This window comes from Janthinobacterium sp. 13, from assembly GCF_002749695.1.
GTDB lineage: Bacteria > Pseudomonadota > Gammaproteobacteria > Burkholderiales > Burkholderiaceae_D > Janthinobacterium > Janthinobacterium kumbetense.
In genome coordinates, this window is record NZ_PEEQ01000001.1 from 1,973,006 (window position 1) to 1,991,225 (window position 18,220).

The 18,220-nt window shown below is 65.0% G+C and carries 17 protein-coding genes; 1 reads left to right on the forward strand and 16 read right to left on the reverse strand.

Features of this window, described 5'->3' with window-relative positions:
• Position 1: 1 nt before the first annotated feature.
• The 4 genes from CLU94_RS08615 to CLU94_RS08630 form a co-directional block, all read right to left on the reverse strand.
• Positions 2-1,402: a sodium:solute symporter family protein gene (locus CLU94_RS08615; protein WP_099665337.1), complete on the reverse strand. Its 1,401-nt coding sequence runs from the start codon at positions 1,400-1,402 to the stop codon at positions 2-4.
• 105 nt (positions 1,403-1,507) lie between these two features.
• Positions 1,508-2,323 carry a 3-oxoadipate enol-lactonase gene (gene pcaD, locus CLU94_RS08620; RefSeq protein WP_099665338.1) on the reverse strand — a complete coding sequence of 272 codons (816 nt, stop codon included), beginning with the start codon at positions 2,321-2,323 and terminating at the stop codon, positions 1,508-1,510.
• Between the two features lie 24 nt (positions 2,324-2,347).
• Positions 2,348-2,638 (reverse strand): muconolactone Delta-isomerase, encoded by a 291-nt coding sequence (catC, locus tag CLU94_RS08625; RefSeq protein WP_099665339.1) that lies wholly within the window; start codon positions 2,636-2,638, stop codon positions 2,348-2,350.
• Between the two features lie 153 nt (positions 2,639-2,791).
• Positions 2,792-3,901 carry a muconate/chloromuconate family cycloisomerase gene (locus tag CLU94_RS08630; protein ID WP_099665340.1) on the reverse strand — a complete coding sequence of 370 codons (1,110 nt, stop codon included), beginning with the start codon at positions 3,899-3,901 and terminating at the stop codon, positions 2,792-2,794.
• Between the two features lie 102 nt (positions 3,902-4,003).
• On the opposite strand from CLU94_RS08630, the gene CLU94_RS08635 reads away from it, so the two are divergent.
• Positions 4,004-4,918 carry a LysR family transcriptional regulator gene (locus CLU94_RS08635; protein ID WP_099668218.1) on the forward strand — a complete coding sequence of 305 codons (915 nt, stop codon included), beginning with the start codon at positions 4,004-4,006 and terminating at the stop codon, positions 4,916-4,918.
• A 10-nt stretch (positions 4,919-4,928) separates the two neighbouring features.
• Here the strand turns inward: CLU94_RS08635 and CLU94_RS08640 are convergent, their stop codons facing one another.
• The 12 genes from CLU94_RS08640 to CLU94_RS08695 form a co-directional block, all read right to left on the reverse strand.
• A complete protein-coding gene (locus tag CLU94_RS08640) occupies positions 4,929-5,315 on the reverse strand; it encodes a hypothetical protein (protein WP_099665341.1) in 387 nt (128 codons plus the stop codon).
• A 56-nt stretch (positions 5,316-5,371) separates the two neighbouring features.
• Complete coding sequence (locus tag CLU94_RS08645) at positions 5,372-6,721, reverse strand: PepSY-associated TM helix domain-containing protein (RefSeq protein WP_099668219.1); 1,350 nt, start codon at positions 6,719-6,721, stop codon at positions 5,372-5,374.
• A gap of 8 nt (positions 6,722-6,729) precedes the next feature.
• Entirely contained in the window at positions 6,730-8,844 is a 2,115-nt protein-coding gene (locus CLU94_RS08650; protein WP_257218729.1) for a TonB-dependent receptor family protein, read from the reverse strand.
• A gap of 77 nt (positions 8,845-8,921) precedes the next feature.
• Entirely contained in the window at positions 8,922-9,320 is a 399-nt protein-coding gene (locus CLU94_RS08655; RefSeq protein WP_251349761.1) for a DUF2946 domain-containing protein, read from the reverse strand.
• A gap of 47 nt (positions 9,321-9,367) precedes the next feature.
• A complete protein-coding gene (locus CLU94_RS08660) occupies positions 9,368-9,937 on the reverse strand; it encodes a PqiC family protein (protein WP_251349760.1) in 570 nt (189 codons plus the stop codon).
• A gap of 23 nt (positions 9,938-9,960) precedes the next feature.
• The gene (locus CLU94_RS08665; RefSeq protein WP_099665344.1) at positions 9,961-11,592 is read right to left on the reverse strand and encodes a PqiB family protein; all 1,632 of its coding nucleotides are present in this window, start codon (positions 11,590-11,592) and stop codon (positions 9,961-9,963) included.
• Positions 11,585-12,877: a paraquat-inducible protein A gene (locus tag CLU94_RS08670; RefSeq protein ID WP_369812319.1), complete on the reverse strand. Its 1,293-nt coding sequence runs from the start codon at positions 12,875-12,877 to the stop codon at positions 11,585-11,587. Before CLU94_RS08670 ends, CLU94_RS08665 begins: the two co-directional genes overlap by 8 nt.
• A 128-nt stretch (positions 12,878-13,005) precedes the next feature.
• A complete protein-coding gene (locus tag CLU94_RS08675) occupies positions 13,006-14,355 on the reverse strand; it encodes an amidase (protein ID WP_099665346.1) in 1,350 nt (449 codons plus the stop codon).
• Between the two features lie 5 nt (positions 14,356-14,360).
• The gene (locus CLU94_RS08680; protein WP_099665347.1) at positions 14,361-15,038 is read right to left on the reverse strand and encodes a DUF2848 domain-containing protein; all 678 of its coding nucleotides are present in this window, start codon (positions 15,036-15,038) and stop codon (positions 14,361-14,363) included.
• A 9-nt stretch (positions 15,039-15,047) separates the two neighbouring features.
• Entirely contained in the window at positions 15,048-16,373 is a 1,326-nt protein-coding gene (locus CLU94_RS08685; protein WP_099665348.1) for an MFS transporter, read from the reverse strand.
• A 108-nt stretch (positions 16,374-16,481) separates the two neighbouring features.
• Positions 16,482-17,153, reverse strand: coding sequence for a DUF4286 family protein (locus CLU94_RS08690; protein ID WP_099665349.1), 672 nt, complete (start codon positions 17,151-17,153; stop codon positions 16,482-16,484).
• A gap of 134 nt (positions 17,154-17,287) precedes the next feature.
• Complete coding sequence (locus CLU94_RS08695; protein WP_099665350.1) at positions 17,288-18,214, reverse strand: LysR family transcriptional regulator; 927 nt, start codon at positions 18,212-18,214, stop codon at positions 17,288-17,290.
• Positions 18,215-18,220 lie beyond the last annotated feature (6 nt).

Consider the following 18,220-nt stretch of genomic DNA (forward strand, 5'->3'; position numbering starts at 1 on the left):
CCTAGAGCCGTGGCGATGCCGGCTTCGCCACGGCTTGCGCCGGCTTGAACAGATGGCTGATGCCCATGGTCAGCAGCGGACCGGCCAGCGCCAGGTAGGAACTGTCCACGCCGTAGGGATTGCCTGCCAGAAACCAGCCGATGGTGGCGATCACCGAGACGATCACGCCGACGAAGGCGCCGCGCGGCGTGCCGAATTTCGGCGCATAAAAGGCCATCAGCACCAGCACGGCCAGGGTGGCGCGCAAGGCCTTGCCGAGGAAGGCGATCATCAGCAGTTTTTCCGCATACAGCGCCAGCACCAGCGGCAGCAAGCCGGCCACGACGATGGCGATGCGCAGGAACATCAGCGATTTCGCATCGTTCTTCGCCTTGTTGTACCAGGGGTCATAAAAATCCTTCATGGCCAGGGTGGCCGATGCCAAGGTGGTGGCGGAAATGCCGCCGAACAGGGCGCCGGCCAGACCGACGATCATGATGCTGGCGGAAAACGCCGGCATGTGGGCGATCAGGGTCGGGAAGGCGTCGATCGACTTCATGCCCGGATACAACACGGCGCTGCACATGCCGATCAGCGCGGCCATCAGGCCGAACGGAATCATCAACGAAGACACGTAATAGCAGGCGCGCTTGGCCACGGCCGGGTTATCCGTGCTGACGAGGGCCTGGATCACGTATTGCGTGGCGAAGATGGAACCGATGCCGCCGATCATCCAGGCGATGATCTGGCCCCAGCCGATCTCGACCCAGTTGAACATCTTGGCCGGCAGCTGCGCCTGCAGCGCGCCGATGCCGCCGGTTGCTTCCAGCGCATACGCCAGCGCCAGGATCACGCCCAGGTACTTGACGATGGAGTGGGCGAAATTGGTGTACACCACCGAGCGCATGCCGCCCAGACTGACATAAATCACGGTGATGGCACCCACCAGCAGGATGGCCACCGTCTTGTTGATGTGCAGCACGGCCGCCAGCACGGCGCCACCGCTCGCATACAGGGCCACGGCAACGATGCTCAGCGCGACGATGGTAAGGATGGATGCCGCATAGCGCACGGGTTCGCCGTACGTCTGCGCCAGGATGCCGGAAATCGTCGATTGCCCGCTTTCCTTGTATTTTTTCACCAGCACGATGGCCAGCAGCAAAAATCCCAGCGACAGCGCCACCAGGTTCCAGGCGGCGGAAATGCCCAGTTCATAGCCCTTCTGGGCCGTACCGATGCTGACGGAACTACCGATGAATTCCGACAATAGCAGCGCGCCGATCAGGTAAGCGGGATAGTTGCGTCCGCCCGCCGTCATGCCCTCGGCGCTGTTGGCATGCTTGCGCACGCTATACGTAATGTACGACATGAGGGCGAAATAGCCCACCGTGACCGCCGCGATGATGATCAATCTGTTTTCCATCTGTCTACTCCAAGTTTGCTTTTTTTCTTATTATTTTTTCAAAAAAGCTTCCCCTGCCGCGTGCCGGTCTTTGCCGGTGGCGGTGCTCAGGGGCAAAGCGAAATCTTACCCTGCCGGCGACGATACAAAGGCGTGCAGCTGCGCCGTGAAGGTCTGCGCCGCCTCGACATTCGACAAATGCGACGTGGGCACCTGGGCCAGCTGTGCACCTGCCACCTGCCGCTGCAGCCAGCGCGCATCGTCCACCGTGGTGACGGGATCGTGCTCGCCGGCGATGACCAGGGTCGGCACCGCAATCGTGGCCACCTGCGCGCGCAAGTCCGCCTGTGCCAGCGCTGCGCAGCAGGCCGCGTAGCCTTCGGCATCCTGCCCGCGCAGGGTGGCGATCATGCGCGCCACCGTGGCCGCTTCACGCGCGATGAAGGCTGACGTAAACCAGCGCGCGGCGGCGCCATCGGCCACCGTGGCCATGCCGTCGCGGCGCACCTGCGCCGCGCGCGCCAGCCAGGCGTCGGCCGTGCCGATGCGCGCCGCCGTATTCGCCAGCACGAGCTTCGTCAAGCGCTGCGGCTGGTGAATGCCCAGCCACTGGCCCGTCAAGCCGCCCATCGAGATGCCGCAGAACGCGGCACGGGCGATCTCGAGGTGGTCGAGCAGCGCCACCACGTCCAGGCCCAGGCGCTCGATGCCGAACGGCGCGCCGCCGCTGGCCGAGCGGCCATGGCCGCGCGTATCGTAGCGCACGACATAGAAGTCGCTGGCCAGATCCGCCGCCTGGACATCCCACATGGACAGGTCCGTGCCCAGGGAATTCGACAATACCAAGCACGGTTTGCCCCGCTCGCCGTCGGTGCGGTAATGCAGCAGCGTATCTTCCCCGTTCCAGGTGGTCACGACAATTCCGGTATCCGTGTGTTTCATCGCATGTGTCCTTTGCTCTGCGGGTCAGGCATCGCCGTCGCGCACCGACGATGGATGGCGGCACAGCGGCATCACGTCGATCTGCATATAGGGGAACAGCGGCAAGGAGGCGAGCAAGTTGTGCAACTCGTCCACGCTGTCCACATCGAAGACGCTGATGTTGGCGTACTGGCCGGCGATGCGCCACAGGTGGCGCCACTTGCCCTCGTGCTGCAGGCGCTGCGCCAGTTCCTTTTCCGTCTGTTTCAGCTGCGCTGCCTGCTCGGCGGGCATGCTCATTGGCAGGTTCACGTTCATGCGTACATGGAATAACATGGTGTCTCCTTAAGATTTTTATAGGCACTTACAACGCCTAACAAAACCGTAGCGAGCGGAAGAGAGTTGCGGTCGAGAAGCGCAACTGTACGAAGGTACAGTGAGCATCGCAGACCGTAAATCACGACGCGCAGTAGGTTTTGATAGGCGTCTTCAGGCGCGCTGCATGGTGCGTAGTTTGTCCATATCGATCTCGACGCCCAGGCCCGGCCCCGTCGGCACCTGCAGCATGAAGTCGCGGTACACGAGCGGCTCGCGCAAGACTTCCTGCGTCAGCAGCAGTGGCCCGAACAGTTCCGTGCCCCAGGCCAGTTCCGCGAACGTGGAACAGACATGGGCCGTGGCCGCCGTGCCGACGCCGCCTTCGAGCATGGTGCCGCCGTACAGGCCGACGCCGGCCAGGCGCGCCACGGTGGCCACTTCCAGCGCAGGCAGCAAGCCGCCCGACTGGGTGATTTTCACCGCATACACGTCAGCCGCATCGGCCTGCGCCAGCGCCAGCGCGTCGGCGGGGCCGTGCAAGGCTTCGTCGGCCATGATGGCCACGTCGAAGCGCTGCGTCAGGCGCGCCAGCGCGGCGCGGTTGCCCGCCTTGACGGGCTGCTCGATCAGGTCGATGCCGCCCGCTTCCAGCGCGGCGATGCCGCGCACAGCGTCCGTCTCGCTCCAGGCCTGGTTGACATCGACGCGCACGCTGGCGCGCTCGCCCAGCGCCCGCTTGATCTCCAGCACATGGGCCACGTCATCCATCACGTCGCGCAGGCCGATCTTCAGCTTGAAGATGCGGTGGCGGCGCAGTTCCAGCATTTTTTCCCCTTCCGCGATATCGCGCACGGTGTCGCCGCTGGCCAGCACCCAGGCCACGGGCAGCGCATCGCGTACCCGGCCGCCCAGCAATTCCGACAGCGGCACGCCCAGGCGGCGCGCCTGCGCGTCCAGCAGGGCCGTCTCGATCGCGCACTTGGCGAAGCGGTTGCCCTGGATGACCTTGCGCACCCTGGCCATGGCCTTGGCCACCTGGCTCGCTTCCATGCCGACCAGCAGGGGCGCGATATAGGTATCGATATTCGTCTTGATGCTTTCCGGGCTTTCGCCGCCATAGCTCAAGCCGCCGATGGTGGTGGCTTCGCCCCAGCCCGTGATGCCGTCGGCGCAGCGCAGCCGCACCAGTACCAGCGTCTGCGTGTTCATGGTGGCGACGGACAGCTTGTGCGGACGAATGGTGGGCACATCGACCAGGAAGGTCTCGATATTTTGAATCATATTTATTCCGTATAATTCTGTGGAGTGGTGACACGATATGCCCCCAAAGTCCCCACGTCCAACACCGAGTTGGTATGGAACCTATACCTGAAAGGTATGAAGATGGAATTACGCCACTTGCGCTACTTCGTTGCGGTTGCCGAAGAAAAGAACTTCACGCGCGCCGCCGCGCGCCTGCATATCGCGCAGCCGCCGCTGAGCCGGCAGATGCAGCAGCTGGAAGAAACCTTGGGCGTGGCGCTGATCGAAAAGGGTTCGCGGCCCTTGCGGCTGACGGAAGCGGGCGAATTTTTCCTCGCCCATGCGCGCCCGCTGCTCGACCAGGTGCGCGACCTGAAGGCGATGACGCAGCGCATCGGCAAGCTGGAACGCACGCTGTCGATCGGCTTCGTCGCCTCGACCCTGTACGGCGAATTGCCCGACGTCGTACACCGTTATTGCGAGCGCCACCCCGAGGTCGACGTGACCCTGCATGAAATGACGACGGTGGAGCAGATCAAGGCCTTGAAGGAAGGCCGCATCGACGTGGGTTTCGGGCGCCTGAAAAGCGAGGACCCCAGCATCCGCCGCATCCTGCTGCGCGAAGAGCGCCTGGTGGTGGCCCTGCCGCCCGGGCACCGGCTGGCCCATGGCGAGGGCGGCCTGCGCCTGGCGGACCTGACGCATGAAACCCTGCTGGTCTATCCGAAAGCGCCGCGCCCCAGCTTTGCCGACCAGGTGCTGGCCATGTTCAGCGACGGCAATGTCACGCCCGGCCCCGTCACGGAAGTGCGCGAACTGCAGATTTCCATGGGACTGGTGGCGGCCGGCCAGGGCATCTCCATCGTGCCCGAAAGCGTGCAGGCTATGCATCACCGCAACGTGGTGTACCGCAAGCTGGACGACAAGCATGCGTTCTCGCCCATCCTGTTCAGCATGCGGCACATGGACCGCTCGCCCGAGCTGGAAAACATTCTCGCTGCCGTGTATTCGATCTACGATGAACACGGCATTGCGCACGTCAAGGAAAGCCTGTAACAGGCACCTGCTACAGCGGCGCGTCGGCCAGCAGTTCGGGGCGCAGCGCGCGGATGCGCAGTTCCGTGAAATAGCCGCCCGCCTCGTTGTAGCGCAGGTAGTGGCGGCCGCAATTGAGGCAGCGTGCTACCTGGCTCAGATTGGCGGGATAGTAGCGTGGCGCGATGGGCGCGTCCACGCTGTCGTAGCGCGTGCCGTGCGGGTGATACTCGTCAAACGTCGGTTCCTCGTACGGATCTTCGCGCAGGGTGCCGATTTCTTCGAAGCGGTCCAGCTCCAGCGAGGTGGGAAGGCGCTGCCAGGCGTCCAACGGAACGGCGCAGCAGCTGCATTTCTGGCTAACCGCAGCCGACGCGGCGGCCAGTGCGGACAAGGCGGGAAAATCGATGAATACCATGGTTCAGCCTATGCAAGGGGCGGCCCATGGCAACGAGCCGGGCCGCGCCCCTTATTCTAGCGCAGCCACATCCGGCCGACACGCGGCCCACATTTTGCCAGGCCCAGCTCCAGCAGCATCAGCAGGCCGCCGGAGATGAGCAGCAGCGGCATCAGCGCACACATGCCAGCCGCCGTCATCCAGGCCAGCGTGGAAGGCGAGGTCCAGGCGCCCGGCAGCAGCTTGGGCAAGCCCAGCGAACCAGGCAAGCGCCGCTTGAAAAACATCATCCAGCCCGACACGAGCGAAAACAGCACGCTGGCGCCGAACAGCAGCAACAAGGCCTGGTTCCACCAGCCGAATTCGCCGCGATGAAACGGGATGCCGATGGCCGTCGCCTTGCCGAACGCCGTCTGCGCCTCCCACCCCGCATAGTACAAAGGCTTGCCGCTGTAGGCGTCGAATTGCAGGTCGAAGCGCAAGGTGGGCTGGCTGCGGTCGGCCATGGTGGCGCGCCACACATCGTCCTGGCTGACGGGCGCCGTCAGCTGCACGGCGATGGCGGGCGCATGGCTGCGCGCCACCTGCCACGCATCCTGCCAGTCGAGCGGGGCGCCCTCCTCGTTTGAGTGCAGGCCGCGCGGCACGGGCGGCGGCGCCTGGCCGCTGACGTCGCGCAGCGCGCGGATGCGCCCGCCCGCCTGCTGGCTCCACGTCAGCCCCGTCGTCAGGATGACGACACTGACGATGCCGAGCGCCACGCCGAGAAAAGCATGCCATTGGCGCCAGCCATTGCGCCCGCGCGCGCCCCGCTTCGGCAAGCCCGCTTGCGCGCCGCGCGGCCACCACAGGACCACGCCCGTCACCAGCATCACCATCAGCCAGCTGGCCGCCAGTTCGATCATCCAGCGCCAGCCATCGTTTTGCAGCAGGCGCGAATGCAGCTTTTTCGCCCAGTTGCCGAAGCGCTCACTGCTGGCCAGGCTGCCCAGCACGCGCGCGTCATAGGGGTTCACATATACGACGGCGGCTTGCGCGGGCAGGCCGAACTTCGGCCTGACGGGCGTGGCCGGCGCGGCATGTCCGCCATGGCCCGCATGTTCATCCTGCGCGCCGCCGGGCGGCGCGAACGCCACCTGCACCGCGTCATCCTGCTGAAACGGCGGCACCACGTGCTGCACCGCCCAGCCACGCGGCGCCGCCCGTTCGGCCGCCGCCACGGCGGCATCCAGCGGCAGCATGGCGCCCTGCGGCGCCACATGGTCAAGGTGCTGGTACAGCCTTGCCTCGATCTGCGGCGTGAATACGTACAAAATGCCCGTCAGGGTGGCCACCAGGGCAAACGGTGAAGCGATCAGCGCGGCCCAGAAGTGGATGCGCCAATACAGGCTTTTGCGCCGTGCGATGAGAAAAGTTGCGTCGTCCATGGCCATCCTCACAGTGCGTTGAATGTATAGCCTAGGCCCAGCATCACGCTGCGCGGCGCGCCGGGCGTGTACTGGTTCTGGCTGTTCGGCGCATAGCTGCCCGTGCCCGCATAACTGCTGCTGGCCGAATCGGCATAGCGTTTATCTGCCAGGTTGCGCACCTGCGCCCACGCTTCCAGCCCGCGCGCGAGCTGGTAACTGGCGCGCAGGTTCAGCAAGGCGTGCCCCTTGTACTCCACCGTGTTGGCATTGTTCATCCAGTAGCGCCCCTGGTGCACGGCTTCGAGCGCGATACGCGCGCCGGCCACGGGCTTGTAGCCGATCTCGATCGAGGTGATATCGCGCGGCGCCTGCGGCATGGTGCGGCCGCTGTAATCGAGAGTGGAGGACACCTGGTAGCGCAGGTAGCGGTGGCGCGCGATGGCCGTGGCGAAGCGCGCGTCGAACGGGCCACTGTCGTAGTTCAGGCCCAGCTCCAGGCCTTCGCTGCGCGTGCGTCCCGCATTGCGGTTTTCGCTGTTGCCCGGCGAGAGCGTGTAGCTGACGATGGTGTCGCGCCCGTCGAGCCGGTACAGGGCCGTGTCGAGTTTCAAGCGGCCCTGCAAGAAGGCCCAGCGCAAGCCCAGCTCATAGTTGTTGTAGACGGACGGCTGCAGGTCGGCGATGCCCGTCTTGCCATACAGTTGGCTCACCTCGGGCGGCGTAAAACCCTGGCTGACGTTCGCATACGCGCTGCCCGCATGGCCGATGGCATAGGTGGCGCCCAGCTTCGGGCTCACGTGCGAAAAGCTGCGCGACTCGTCGGGCGCGCCATAATTGACGCTGCCGCCGGGCGCCAGCCTGTTATGGTAATCGTAGCGGATGGCGTCCGAGCGGCCGCCCAGCACCACGCGCGTGCCCGCTAGGGGGGAAAACTCCCATTGCGCGAAGACGGCCGTGTTGAGGATATCCGTCTGGTAGTCGCGCACGCCCTGCGGATTGCTGGCATTGGCCAGGGAGTAGCGCAGGTAGCGGCCCGTGGCGGCATCGCGCACGATGGATAGGTTATCGCTGACAAAGGGATTGTCGCTCTTGTCCACATACACGCCGGCGATCAGGCGCGAACGCAGCCACGCGAATTCCTGCTGGTGTTTCACGTCCAGTCCCAGCGAATCGACGTGGTTGTTGTTGATGACGCCCTTGCACAGCATGCCCGCGCAGCTGCCGATGGAATACGCGGGAATCTGCCCATGGTCGTTCTTGCGCGTAAACACGGTGACGGTGCTCGTGCCATTGGCCGTCGTCGCGCCCTCCCACGCCAGATTCATGCGCGTGGTCTTGTCCTTGCGGTAGGTGAACGTGTTCAGGCTCTTGCCGGGGTCATTGCGGTAATCGTTCTCGAACAGGCTGCCCGTCATGGCCGCATCGAGATCCGTGCGGACGATAGTGGCGCGCAGTTGCGAGGTGGGGCTGAGCGCATAGTCGGCGCGCAGCGAGAACGAATCCTTGTCGCCATAGCTGTACTCTTGCCAGTTGTCGCGCGAACGGCGCGAGCTGTAATGGGAAAAGCGCAATCCCAGCGGGCCCCAGGTATCGCTAGCGGAAGTGTCGTAGCGGGTGAAGCCGGCCACGCTGTCGCGTCGCACGCCCACCTTGGCCGTCGGCGTGGCGCTGGCGCTGGCCGTCAAGAAATTGACGGCGCCGCCCACCGCATTGCTGCCGTACAGCGAGGAGGCGGCGCCCTTCACCACTTCCACGCCGCTGGCGCCCGCCATGTTCATCTCGTTGAGCGAGTTATGGTTGAAGACGCCCAGCGGGCGGATGGGAATGCCATCTTCCAGGTACTGGTAGACGGCATTCGTGCCGATCGGCTGGCGGATGCTCATGCTGTGCTGCTCGTTGCCCAGGTCATTCCAGTACACGCCGGCGATGCGGTTGAGGATATCGCCCATGGTCTTGGGCTTGTCGCGTTCCAGGGTTGTGGCATTGACGACGCCGATGGCCTGTGGCGTCTCGGACAGCCACGCTTGCGCGCGCGAACCGGAAACGACGACGGTGTCGATGGCGTGGTCAAGTTGCTGCGCCCGCGCGCAGGGGTAAGCCACGGTGATGGCCGCGGCCAGCACCAACAGTTTCTTGTTCATGTGATTCTCGTTTAAGTGTGCGGATGCGGCGCGTCACACCGCAAGGCGGACAGCGCCAACATTGAAAATGCAAGGACTTAGACGAGTGCGGGCGGCGCGCGCGATTGCGCGGTGGACCAGATGAACAGCGGAGACGGCGACTGGTAGTACAGGGCCGGGAAAATGGCCGTGCCGCCGGCGACGGGCAGCGGCAGCACGGGACTGGGCGGCAAGCCGACGGAACCTGCATGCGTGGAACAGAAGGCGCAATGCTCCATCTGCATGGCCTTGCCGCCGGACTTGCCGTCGGCGCCGCCATCATCGTCGACCTGGACGAAACGGATGCCGGCCACCGAGCAGATTTCCGCCCAGCCGGAGCCGGACTCCTGCTTGGCATTGGCGACGGCCTGGGAAACCGATGGCGCGAGCGCCGCCAGCAGGATCGCGAAACAGGCGATCCAGGCGGCAAAGCGGCGCGTGAACAAGGTCATTCCCATGGCCGCATTTTACCAGCGGCCGCCGGGACTGGGTAGCGGAAAGCGGCTCAGGCGGCCGGACAGGCGGCGTTGCCGTTGTCAAAAGCGCGCACCACGCTCGCCGTATCGGCGGCGATGCGGTTCACGGCGCGGCGGTGACCGAGCACCAGTTCATCGTAGCCGGTGCCCACCTTTTCATTGGCTATCGTGCGGCAAGTCACTACTTTGCTGGTGGCCAGCTGGCGCACGCTCCACACGGCGTCGATCAGCGCATATTGGCCCATCACGGACTCGAAACGCTGCACATTGGTGCTGATGCGGTACACGGGCAAGTTGTCCGGATGCGGCGTGCGGAACACGTCGATGGCGCCCAGGTCGTTCGTCACGGCCGTCGACAGGGCCTGGCCGATCTCGCCGGCCAACGGCCCCGCCCAGCGCTGCTGCTCCAGCAATTCGATGCGCCCCGATGGCGCCGTCACGACAAACTGGTTACGGCTCACCTGCTGCGGCACGCTGACGGCCAGCACCTCGACATAGTATTTGACGGGTTTGGCCGGCTGCGCGTCGGCGCCGCCGCTGAGCGTATAGAAATGCTCGGGCTGGGGCGTGGAGCAGGCGCCCAGCAAGATGGCTGTCATCAAAAGCGCAAAAATTGGCTGCTTCATTTTTTCTCATCTCCTTTTTTACCGCGGATCAGGGACTCTGGGTGGCGTTCCAGGTAATCCGACAGGGCATTGAGCGATTGCAGGGTTTGCGTCAGCTGCTGCAAGGCCTGGCGCACGTCCGACTGCAGCGGCGAATCCTTTTGCAGCACCTGTTCGGCCGTGCCGAAGGTCTGTTTCGCCGCCGTCAAGGTATCGCGCATTTCCGGCACCACCTGGCCATCGAGCTGCTTGAACAGGGTATTGGCCTGCTTGATGGTGGCGTTCAGATTATTGCCGATCTCCGCATACGGTACCTGATCGAGCTTGCGGGCGATGCTGGCGATCTGCGTCTGCAATTCGTCGAGCGTGTTCGGCACGGTCGGCACTTCCAGCGGATACTTGTTCGCGTCGAGCACCACCTTCGGCGCTTTCGGGAAGAAGTCCAGCGCGATGTACAGCTGGCTGGTCAGCAGGTTGCCCGTGCGTAGCTGGGCGCGCAAGCCACGGCTGACCATGCGTTCGAGCAGCTGGTGGCCGGCCGAACCTTCCTCATCGTCGACAGCGGCCTTGAAGCGCATGCCCAGGCGGGCCGGGTACAGATTGACGGTGACGGGCATGCGGAAGTTCTTCTTCACGGGATCGAACTCGATGCCGACCGAACGCACCTCGCCCAGCACGATGCCGCGGAAGTCCACCGTGGCGCCGGGCTGCAAGCCGCGCAGGGACTGGTCGAAATAGAACACGGTGGTGATGGCCTGGCCATCGGGTTCGCGCATGGCGCTGGCCTCATCGGCCGCCAGGCGGAAATTGGTATTGGCCGGTGCCGGCTCTTCGGGCTTGCGGCCATTTTCCGCCTCGAAGGCGATGCCGCCCACCAGCATGGCCGCCAGGGACTGGGTGTTCAGCTTGAAGCCGTTCGAATCGAGGCGCACATCGACGCCGCTGGCATGCCACCAGCGCGCGTTCTTGCCGACGAACTGGTCGTACGGCGCGTTCACGAAGACGGACATGGTGATGCCGTTGCCATCCTTGTCCAGCGCAAAGCTGACCACCTTGCCCACGCGCAGGCGGTGGAAGAACAGGGGTGAACCCACGTCGACGGAGCCGAGGCTTTCCGCATGCAGGGTGTACAGCTTGCCCTTCTGGTCGCCGGCCACGGCGGGCGGACTTTCCATGCCGATGAAGTTGTCTTTCTTCGCTTCCGACTTGCCCGTGTCGACGCCGATGTAGGCGCCCGACAGCAAGGTGCCCAGCCCCGTCACGCCGCTGGCGCCGATCTGCGGGCGCACCACCCAGAAACGCGAATCGGCGGTAGCGAAGCGGCGCGCTTCCTTGCTCATGTCGATCGTCACCAGCACCTTGCTCAAGTCCTCGCCCAGTGTGATGGCGCGCACCTGGCCGATATCGACATCCTTGTACTTGACCTTGGTCTTGCCAGGCTCGAGTCCTTCGGCGCTCTTGAAGCTGACCGTCACCGTAGGCCCCTGGTCGAGGATGGACTTGGCGGCCAGGCCGGCGCCGATCAGCGCGGCCAGCAGCGGGATGAGCCATACCAGCGACGGCAGCCAGCGGCTGCCCTGTTCTACATCAGGCTCCGGCAATGGACGGCCACCCGTTTCGGCATGGTCGCCTGCTTCTTTGTCAGACATGCTGTTCTCCAATCACTGTATTGTTTCCGGTATTTGTCACCACCACGGGTTCTTCCTCGCCGGGCACCTGCCCGTCGACGGGGTCCCAGATCAGGCGCGGGTCGAACTGCATCGCCGCCAGCATGGTCAGCACCACCACGGCGCCAAAGGCCAGCGCGCCAGGACCGGCCGTGATCACGGCCAGCGACTTGAAGCGCACCAGCGCCACCGTCAGGGTGACGACAAAGATGTCGAGCATGGACCAGCGGCCGATGAATTCGACCATGCGGTACAAGATGGTGCGCTGGCGCGGCCGCCAGCGCGAACGCCGCTGCGCAGTGAACGCCAGCAGCGCCAGCACGCCCAGCTTCAGCATCGGCACGACCACGCTGGCGATGAAAATGATGATGGCCAGACCTTTCGAGCCGCTGGTCCAGAACAGCACCACGCCGCTCATGATGGTGTCGTCCTGCGCGCCGAACAGCGATTGCGTCACCATCACGGGCAGCAGGTTGGCAGGAATGTAGAGGATCATGGCGGCGGTCAGCAAGGCCCAGGTGCGGTTGATGCTGTCCGGTTTGCGCACGTGCAGGGCCGTGCCGCAGCGCACGCAAGCCAGGTGCCTGCCCTTGCCCAGCGGCGGCGCCACCAGGCCGCAGGCATGGCAGGGCAGCACCTTCTCGCCCGGTGCGAAGGCCTTGTAGCGGATGCCGGGCAGCGCTTGCCGCGTCAGGTTGTCGCCCAGGTTCCACAGGGCCTTGGGGTCGAACGAGACGACGATGGCCAGCATCAGGGTCAGCGCGCCAAACGCGAACAGCCCCGGTTGCGGCAGCACCGTGGCCAGGCTGGTCATCTTGACGACGGTGATCAGGATGCCGATCATCAGCACCTCCGTCATGCCCCATTCGCGCGCCGTCTGCACGGCGCGCAGCACGCGGTTAAAGCCGGGCACCTTGACGCCGCCGCGCAGGCCCAGCGCCACGTACAGCAGGGAACCGAGTTCGATGGCGGGAAAGAGGATGGTAAACAGGAAGACCATCGTCGCCACGATGTGCATCTGCTCGGACCACAGCACGCGGATGGAACCGAGCAAGGTGGCGCTGGAAGTGAGGCCATTGACGTCGAGTTCGACGATAGGGAAAAACTGGGCGATCAGGAAGACAAAAGCGGCGCCCAGAGTGAGCGCCACCACCTTGGTCAATTCGGCCGATGCGCCCTGCGCATGCGCGCCGCGATACAGCACCGAGCGGCAACGGATGCAGCGCGCCTTTTCGCGGGGACGCAGCGGACGTTTGCGGTACAGCACGCCGCAGTCATGACAACTAATCAGGTCGTATCGGTGCACAGTGTGAAGTTTGCCGGCGCCTGAAGCGCGACTATCCCATGTCAATGCCAGCCATCATGACAGAGTTGGCATTTTTCTGCACTACAGCATTATTCTTTTCCACGCTCCCGCAGCAGCGCCTCCACGGCGCGGCCGATTTGCAGCACTGTATCGTCGGCGCCCGCCAGGCCGCAAATGCCCAGCCCCACGGGCAGCTCGCCGTCGGCGTGGCAAGGCAGCGACAGCGCGCAGCCGTCGAGGAAGTTGATCACGCTGGCGTTGCGCAGCACCAGGCCATTCGTGGCAAAAAAAGTGGCGTCATCCGCTTCCAGCGGCGCGACTTCCGGCGCCTGTATGGCCACGCTGGGCATCAGCCAGGCGTCGAACGGCGCCAGGCGCCGCCGGGCGACGCCGATCAGGCGCGCGCGCGCATCGAGCAGGTCGATGTAGTCGGCCGCGCCCTGCTGCTGACCGCGGCGGATGCGCGCCGCCACGCGCTGGTCGTACTGTGCACCCTTCTCTTCAAGTAATATCCTGTGCCAGTGCCAGGCTTCCGCCGCCACCAGCCCGCCGCCGCCATTGATCGTCGGCAGCTCCAGCAATTCGGGGAAATCGAACTGTTCTACCTGCGCGCCAGCTTGCCGCAGCTTGTCCAGGGCAGCATCGAAAGCCTGCTGCACCTGCGGCGCCACATGCGTACCGACATAGTCCAGGGTAAAGCCAAAGCGCAAGCCTTTCAGTGCTGGCGCCTGCGCGCCGATGTCATGGCCCGACAGCGCTGCGTACAAAATGGCGCAGCAATCGACACTGTGCGCGATGGGACCGGCCGAGTCGAGGGAGCGCGACAGCGGCACCGTGCCCGCCAGCGACACGGCAGCCGCCGTCGGCTTGAAGCCCGTCAAGCCGCAAAAGGCGGACGGGATGCGGATCGAGCCGCCCGTGTCCGTGCCCAGCGCGCCGGCCGCCATCCCCAGCGCCACCGTCACGGCGCCGCCCGAGGTGGAGCCGCCCGCCAGGCGCGTGCCGTCGTGCGGATGGCGCGGCGTGCCGTAATGGGGATTCAAGCCCAGGCCGGAAAACGCGAATTCGCTCATGTTAGTGCGGCCCAGCAGGATGGCGCCAGCCGCGCGCAGACGCGCCACGGCACCGGCATCGGCAACGGCGGGCGGCGCATCGGCCAGCGCCAGCGAGGCGGCGCTGCTGACCTGTCCCTTGACGTCGAACAGGTCCTTGATGGACAGGGGAATGCCCGCCAGCGGCGAAGGCACCAGGCCGGCCGCGCGCGCCGCATCGCTGGCGCGCGCTTCCATCAGCGCCTGTTCGCCATCGAGGCTGACATACGCATGGCCGCCCTGCGCCCGATGCGCCTCGGCGCGCGCCAGCATCTGCTCGGTCAATGCCACGCTGGTGGTGCGGCCGGCGGCCAGGTCGGCCGCCAGTTCACGGATGGTCTTGGTCATTGTATTTATCCTTCCACAGGCAGGGTTTGCACGGCATAGCGATGCTGCAGGCGGCGCTGCAAGGCTGGATCATACAGCTCCAACTCGAACGCGTCGCCATGGCCCATCTCGCCAATGATGGGCTGCGTGCCGCAGAACATGGCGCTGCCCACGGGCAGAGTCGCCTGCCCCGTGTAGCGCAGGATCAGGTCTTCCGGCGACAGCATGCGCGTCACGGGGCCATCCTGGTACAGGGCCGGCACGCCGGCGCGCTCGCGCCAGGAGCGCATCTGCAGCTGGTCCCAGTGGTCCGCCACATCGGCATAGCGCCACAAGGTGTCGCCCACGGGCTTGCCGCACATCTGCTTCGACACCGTCACGCCATAGCTTTCCACCTTGCGGTCCGTATGGTCGGAGCCGATGCCCACCAGCAGGCCGTATTCGGTGGAGAACAGCACGAATTCGGCCTCGCCGGACGAATCGCGGCCCGGCACTTCGATGGCGGCATCGCTGGACAGCAGCGCCGCCGCCACGCGGTAAAAGGTCGGCACGCTTTTCGGGCGCGCCACGCCGATGGCTTCCAGTTCGGCGATATGGTGTTCGACCATCGCCAGGTCGCGGCCCGTCCAGCCAGCGATGATCAGGTTGTCGATGTCGAAGGTGACGGGGCCGTGGCCCGCCAGGTTGAAGGTATGGGTAGTCATGGTATCTCTTTACTCCTCAAGAGGGCCGCGGCCCGTTTCTCTGGCTGCGAAGACGGCGGCACCGGTGATCAGCAGGGCCGCCGCTACATACAGCGAGACGGCCATGGTGCTGTTGTACGAGCGGTACAGGCTGGCGATGACGAGCGGTGCAAAGCCGCCGCCGATGACGCCGGCCAAGGTATAGGCCAGCGAGGAACCCGCATAGCGCACCTTGGTGGGGAATTGCTCGATGACGAAGGCCGCTTGCGGGCCGTACATGATGGCGTGGATGACCAGGCCCACGACGACAGCCGTGACGATGGCGGCCGGACTGGCCGTGTCGAGCAGGGTGAAGAAGGCAAACGCCCACACGAGTCCCAGCACGGCGCCCAGCGCATATACGGGTCGGCGGCCGATCTTGTCCGACAGCGCGCCAAACACGGGCACCGACAGCGCATTGCAGGCCGTGCCGATCATGATGGCGGTCAGCGCCAGCGTCGACGACAGGTGCAGTACCGTCGTCACATACGTCAGGGTGAACACCACCACCAGCGCATACAGCACGTCCGAGCCGATGCGCACGCCGCCGGCGATCAGCAAACGGCGCCAGTAGAGGCGCAGCACGTCGCCGATCGGCGCTTCCGCCTTCGCATCCTTCTGGTCAAGTTCCTTGAACAGCGGCGTTTCCTCGATGCCGCTGCGTATCCACATGCCGAAGGCCACCAGCAACAGGCTGGCGATGAACGGCATGCGCCAGCCCCAGTCCATGAACGCTTCATGCGGCAGCAGGTAGGTGATCAAACCGATGCAGCCAGTGGCCAGCAAGGTGCCGAACGACGGCCCCACCTGCGTCCACGAAGCGTTGCGGCCCCGTTTGTCCGGCGCGCCGTGTTCGACGGAAATCAGCACGGCGCCCGCCCATTCGCCACCCAGCGCGATGCCCTGCACGAAGCGCAGGGCCACCAGCAGGACCGGGCTCCAGATGCCAGCCGTCGCATACGTGGGCAAGAGGCCCATCAAGCCAGTCGTCACGCCCATCAGCATCAGGGTCACCACCAGTACCCAGCGGCGTCCCAGCTTGTCGCCCAGGTGGCCGAAGATCACGCCGCCGATGGGACGCGAGATATAGCCGACGGCGTACGTGGAAAAGGCCAGGATGGTGCCCGTCAGCGGATCGAAAGAAGGGAAAAACAGGTGGTTGAAGATCAACGCCGCCATGGTGTTGTAGACGGTGAAGTCATACCATTCCAGGGTCGTTCCGACCATGCTGGCCGTGGCCAGGCGTCCCGTTTTTGGCTTGTCGCCCGGTGCCTGGGCCGCCGGATGCGCAGCGTTTGCCGTTGTATATGTGGTCATTGCCTACCTCTCTCGTCAGTTTTATTGCAGGTCCGGTGCAGGATGCTTTGCCCTGCGCCGTGGCCCGTGTCTCGTGTTATCAGTGCCGGCAAGATACGCGCGGCCGTGTCAGGCCGCGTGCAGGTCGGCCTCGCGCAACTGCCAGGACAGTTGCAGGATGGCCGTCTGTTCGCCGTCGAGGCCCAGCGCCGCGCTGGCGGCATTGGCGGCGGCCATGGCGGCGCTTTCCGACGATGCGTCGATCAGGAAAATCGGGTCGAGCACGCGGCCCTCCTTCTGCTCCGCCGGCAGGGGGCCGGACAGGTTCGCGTCGGGCGTCAGCAAGCGAGTGGCAATGACGCCATCGATCTGCAGCAATGTCGCCCCCAGCGCGGCCATGGCGGCCACGGCTTGCGCATCCTGACCGATCGCCGACGCGCCCAGGCGCAACACGGCCAGCCAGGCGCCCGTACCCATGCCCGTTTCCGCCTCGATGGCGCAGACGCGGCGCATCGGGTCCACCATGCGCTGCAGATTCGTCACCGACCATGGCGTCTGCTGGCCGAAAGCCTTGAAGTAGTCGGGCGTCTGGAAGGCGCCCAGCGAATCGGTGCGGTACAGGCCCAGGTATTTGCGGGGACCGCGCACGCCCTGGTAGCGCGTGCCGCTGACAAAACCGGGAATGCGCACGCGCTCTTCCACGTGTTCGCGGTCATACCAGCGGTTGAAATCGCGTTCGTGTTCCGGGTCGGCGCTGGTCCAGACAAACAGGATGCCGGGCAAGGTGGGGGAGGTCGTCATGATGGTTCCGTTCTGCGTGATGGGTGGTATGCCAGCCCAGAATAGGTGGCACGCCATCACTTGGCAAACGGGTTATTCTGAACGCGACTGATAAGTTTTTCTTATGGGTCGCGGTGACAACAGCAATTTAATTCTCACATCCGCGCACCGGCGCCATACTCTTCGCCCAGCCCCAGGGTGAACCTGGCCGCCTCCTCGCATGCCAGCATGGCCACCAATTGAATCGCTTCCGTGGTGAGGTCTTCGCTGTAACTAATGACGATGCGCTGCGGCGCCAGGCTGCTGGTACAGGGAATCAGGGCGATGTGGCCCTGCTCGATTTCCTCGCGCAGGGGCGCCAGCGGCAGCACGGCGATGCCGAAACCCGCTTTGACCAGCCGCACGATGGCGGAAATCGAGCTGACGCAATGCACGCGACCCAGCTGCACGCCCTCGTCCTGGCACAGCGCCTTCAAGGCGGAATGGGGCTGCGAGCCCCGGTTCATGGTGATGATCGGATGCTGCGCCAGTTGCGCCACCGTGAATGGCTTGTCCGTGTCGGGCCAGTCGGCAGCCCGGCCCGCCCAGCCCATGGCGATGGCGCCTCTGCCCGTGCTGCGGAGATGGTCGCCCGTCAGCATGTCCGTCTGCAGCGCGATATCGAGCTCGCCCTGCTGCAGCTGTTCGTGCAGGCGGCGAGTCGATTCCGACGTCAATTGAATCTCGATGCCCGGATAGCGCTCCTGCACCCGCTGCAGGAACGGAATCAGCCAGGTATGCACGATGGTTTCGATGACGCCGATGCGCACTTCGCCCGTGATGTGCGCGGGCGAGGAATTGGCCGCATACATGTCGCGGCACAGTTCCAGCATGCGCTCGGCGTACACGAGCAGGTTGCGCCCGGCGAAGGTCAGGCGGATTTCACGCGCGTCGCGGTCGAACAGACGCGTGCCGAAATCCTGCTCCAGCGAGGCGATGCGGTTCGAGATGGCCGCCTGCGTGATGTGCAGCTTGTCGGCCGCCGTGCGGAAGCTGCCCAGCCGCGCGGCCCAGACAAACGCTTCGAGAAAACGGGTATTCAATGGGGC